The sequence below is a fragment of the Rhodosalinus sp. genome, from assembly GCF_041685465.1.
Taxonomy (GTDB): Bacteria; Pseudomonadota; Alphaproteobacteria; order Rhodobacterales; family Rhodobacteraceae; genus Rhodosalinus.
In genome coordinates this window covers 1-3,035 of record NZ_JAWLFS010000305.1, presented here as the reverse complement: position 1 = coordinate 3,035, position 3,035 = coordinate 1, and the positions used below count along the sequence as shown (strand labels likewise).

Sequence of the window (3,035 nt, the reverse complement as noted above, 5' to 3'; positions counted from 1 at the left end):
ATGTGAATCAGCGCCGCGCCGATCAGTCCGACGGCGGCCATGATCCCCATCGGCACGGCGAGCGGCGCCACGAGCGCCGGCTCGAACACCGCGACGAGGACGAGGATCCGCAGGAAGGTCACCGACCCGGCGACGACGGTTCCCGCCGCTGCCGGAGCGGCGAGCGTCTCCTGCGCCTTGACGAGGCGCGCAAGCGCAAGGCTCGTCGACGTGGACGAGGCGAGCCCGCCGAAGAGACCCGTCGCGAGCATGCCGAACCGCGCCCCGGCAAGCCGGATCGCCACATAGCCGACGAAGGACAGCCCCGCGACGATGACGACCGCCCACCAGACCTCAAAGGGGTTGAGGACCTCCCCCGGACCGTATCCCCGGTCGGGCAGCACGGGCAGGACGACCACCGAGAGCAGCGCGAGCTTGAACAGCGCCTCGAGTTCGAGCCGCTCGATCCGTCGGACCCAGCCGTGCAGCCGGCGTTTCATGGACAGGAGCAGGGCCGCGACGACCGCGACGGCGGCCGCCGGCGCCATGGCGCCCAGCGCCGCGGCCGCGCCGAGGCCGAAGGTGAGCAGAAGCGCGACCTCGGTGGTCAGGCCCAGATCGTCGTCCTCCTTCAGCCGGGCCCAGTAGCTGACCGCGAGCAGGCCGGCGAGCGCGAGAAGCGCAAGCGCCGGAAGAAGCGGCGTCGTCAGATCGGCCAGCCAGCCGCTGACGCCCCCCAGAAGGCCCGTCAGCGCGAAGGTGCGGATGCCGGCGATCCGGTCGCCTTCCGGTTCCTCCCGGCCGTGCCATCCGCGTTCGAGGCCGAGGAGCAGCCCGATCGCGAGCGCCAGTCCGAGTCGGATGAAAAGGTCTGCCTCATCCATCGGACGAACTGTGCCGGCATCCGCGCCGCTTCGCCACCCGGAAACGCCGGGAAACGCGATGGGCCGGACGGACTGCGCGCGACACGCGCGCGCCCCCTGCCATCCTTGCGCACCCGTGCCAGCCACCGGGGTAGCTGGCGTGGTCACGCCACCGTCGTTGGAGCCGTCGCGACGTCCGACCGGAAGATCGCCATCTGGCTCGCGCCGCCGAAGTCAGGGTGCTGGCCCGCGATATCGTCGATCCTGACGGCATATCCCGCCGCAGCGGCGGCGCGGGTGCACCATGCCCGGAACTTCGCGCGGCCCCATTCGAACCGATGCCCGGGATGGCGCATCCGGTGCGGGGGCACGCCGAGGAGCGGGTTGAAGTCCGCGTTCGGCGTCGTGATCACCGCCGTGCGGGGGCGCATCCTGTGGAACAGGGCCTGCTCCAGCTTGGACAGGTGGCCGGGGTCGAGATGCTCGATGGTCTCGACGAGGAGGGCGCAGTCGAAGCCCGCCAGATCGGGTGGCGGCTCGGTCATCGAGGCCTCGCGCAGGTCGAGGCGCGGGACGCGCAGCTCGCACGCTGTCAGCCGGCCGCGCAAGCGATCCAGCGAGGCGCGACAGATGTCGAGGCCCACCAGTTCCTCGTATCGCGGGTCCTCCACCAGCCGAACGAAGAGATCGCCGTCGCCGCAGCCGAGATCGAGCACCCGTGCCGCACCGCTCTGCCGCACGACGTCGAGAACGGCGGTCAGCCGTTCCTCGTGATGCCGGCTCGTCACGCGCGCGCCTCCGGCCGGCGCATCAACGCGACGTCCTTCACCGGGATTTCGCAGGACCAGCCCCACCGCCGCGCGAGGTGACGGAAGGTCCCGGCGCGGTAGAACACGACATGGGTCGGGTCGCGGCGGTAGTGCCAGGTCCCGAAGCGTGCATCGTCGGTCTGAAAGCAGGTCATCACGGCCAGCCACCCGCCCGGGCGCACCATGCCGCGCAGGCGCTCGAACTCCCGCGCCGGCGCGTGAAAGTGCTCTGCCACCTCGGTGCAGGTGACGACGTCGTAGATGCCCGCAAGGGGCGCGCGGTCGGGCGCGAAGAACGGGTCGTAAAGCGCCACCTCGTGCCCGGCCTCGCGCAGCATCGCCGCCAGCGCAGGGCCGGGGCCGCAGCCGTAGTCGAGCACGCGGGACGCCTGCGGAAGCCGCGCGATAAGGGGGTCCGCGAGCTTCGACAGGAACCGGCGATAGCGCGGGTCGTCGGGGTCGTTCTCGTGGTCCCGGTAACATGCATGCTCTTCGGCTGGCGTGGGATGCCGGGCGGGGTCGAGAAACCGCGCCTCGCAGGCAGGGCAGCGGAAATAGCGACGCCCCTCGATCGTGGCGAACGGCTCGGCCGGCGCCGCGCAGAGCGGGCAGGCGCCGGGCCTGGCGGCGGGCAGCCCCACGGGGTCGGGCCGCGAAAGGCTCATTCCGCCGCGGCCCGCGCGAGATAGACGGTCTGCGTGACGGGCCGTCCGGTCAGCGGGTTGTCGAAGGTCACCGGTTCGGCCCGGGCCTCGGCGAAAGCCGCGCGCAGCCGGTCAAGGAAACGCGCGTCCGTCACTTCGTTGGACCAGAGGCCGAAGATGCCCCCCGGCTTGAGGTGGCGCCCCAGCGCGCGCAGCCCCTCGACCTGATAGAAGCTGTCGCTGCGCGGATCGAGCAGGTGGTCCGGCGCATGGTCGATATCCGCGAGGATCGCGTCGAAGCGCCGCGCCGGGCGATCCGGATCGAACCCCTCCCCCCGGGCCATGGCGAAGAAATCCCCCTCCACCAGCCGGCACCGCGGATCGTCGGCGACCCGCGTGCCGAGCGGCAGGAGCCCGGTTTCATGCCACGCGATCACGGGCGCGAGATATTCGACCACCCGCAGGGTCGCGACCCTCGTCTCGTCGAGAACGGCCGCGGCCGTGTAGCCAAGGCCCAGCCCGCCCACCACGATGTCGAGCGCGTCGCCCCCGCAGGCCGCGACGCCGAGCCGCCCCAGCGCGACCTCGGACGCGGTGAAATGGCTCGTCATCAGGAAGTCCTGACCGAGCATGATTTCCCAGACATCCTCGCCGAGCCGCAGATCATGGCGGCGGCGCAGGCTGAGCGCGCCGATCGGCGTCGGGCAGTAATCGAGTTCCTCGAAAAATCGGCTCATGTG

At 71.4% G+C, this 3,035-nt stretch carries 4 protein-coding genes; all 4 read right to left on the bottom strand.

The genetic code is table 11. The annotated features are described in order from the left end of the window. A partial coding sequence (locus tag ACESL7_RS14860) for an MgtC/SapB family protein (RefSeq protein ID WP_372894075.1) occupies nucleotides 1-863 on the bottom strand: 863 nt, incomplete at its 3' end. A gap of 143 nt (nucleotides 864-1,006) precedes the next feature. Further along, entirely contained in the window at nucleotides 1,007-1,630 is a 624-nt protein-coding gene (locus ACESL7_RS14855; RefSeq protein ID WP_372894074.1) for a methyltransferase domain-containing protein, read from the bottom strand. Further along, nucleotides 1,627-2,316 (bottom strand): class I SAM-dependent methyltransferase, encoded by a 690-nt coding sequence (locus ACESL7_RS14850; protein ID WP_372894073.1) that lies wholly within the window; start codon nucleotides 2,314-2,316, stop codon nucleotides 1,627-1,629. The genes ACESL7_RS14855 and ACESL7_RS14850 overlap by 4 nt, the downstream gene beginning before the upstream one ends. Next, nucleotides 2,313-3,035: polyamine aminopropyltransferase (locus ACESL7_RS14845; RefSeq protein ID WP_372894072.1), on the bottom strand; the 723-nt coding region annotated here is incomplete at its 5' end. The genes ACESL7_RS14845 and ACESL7_RS14850, both read right to left, overlap by 4 nt.

Excerpts from the sequence above, each read along its gene's own strand:
- ACESL7_RS14850 (WP_372894073.1), bottom strand. The coding sequence starts at position 2,316 with ATGAGCCTTTCGCGGCCCGACCCCGTGGGGCTGCCCGCCGCCAGGCCC.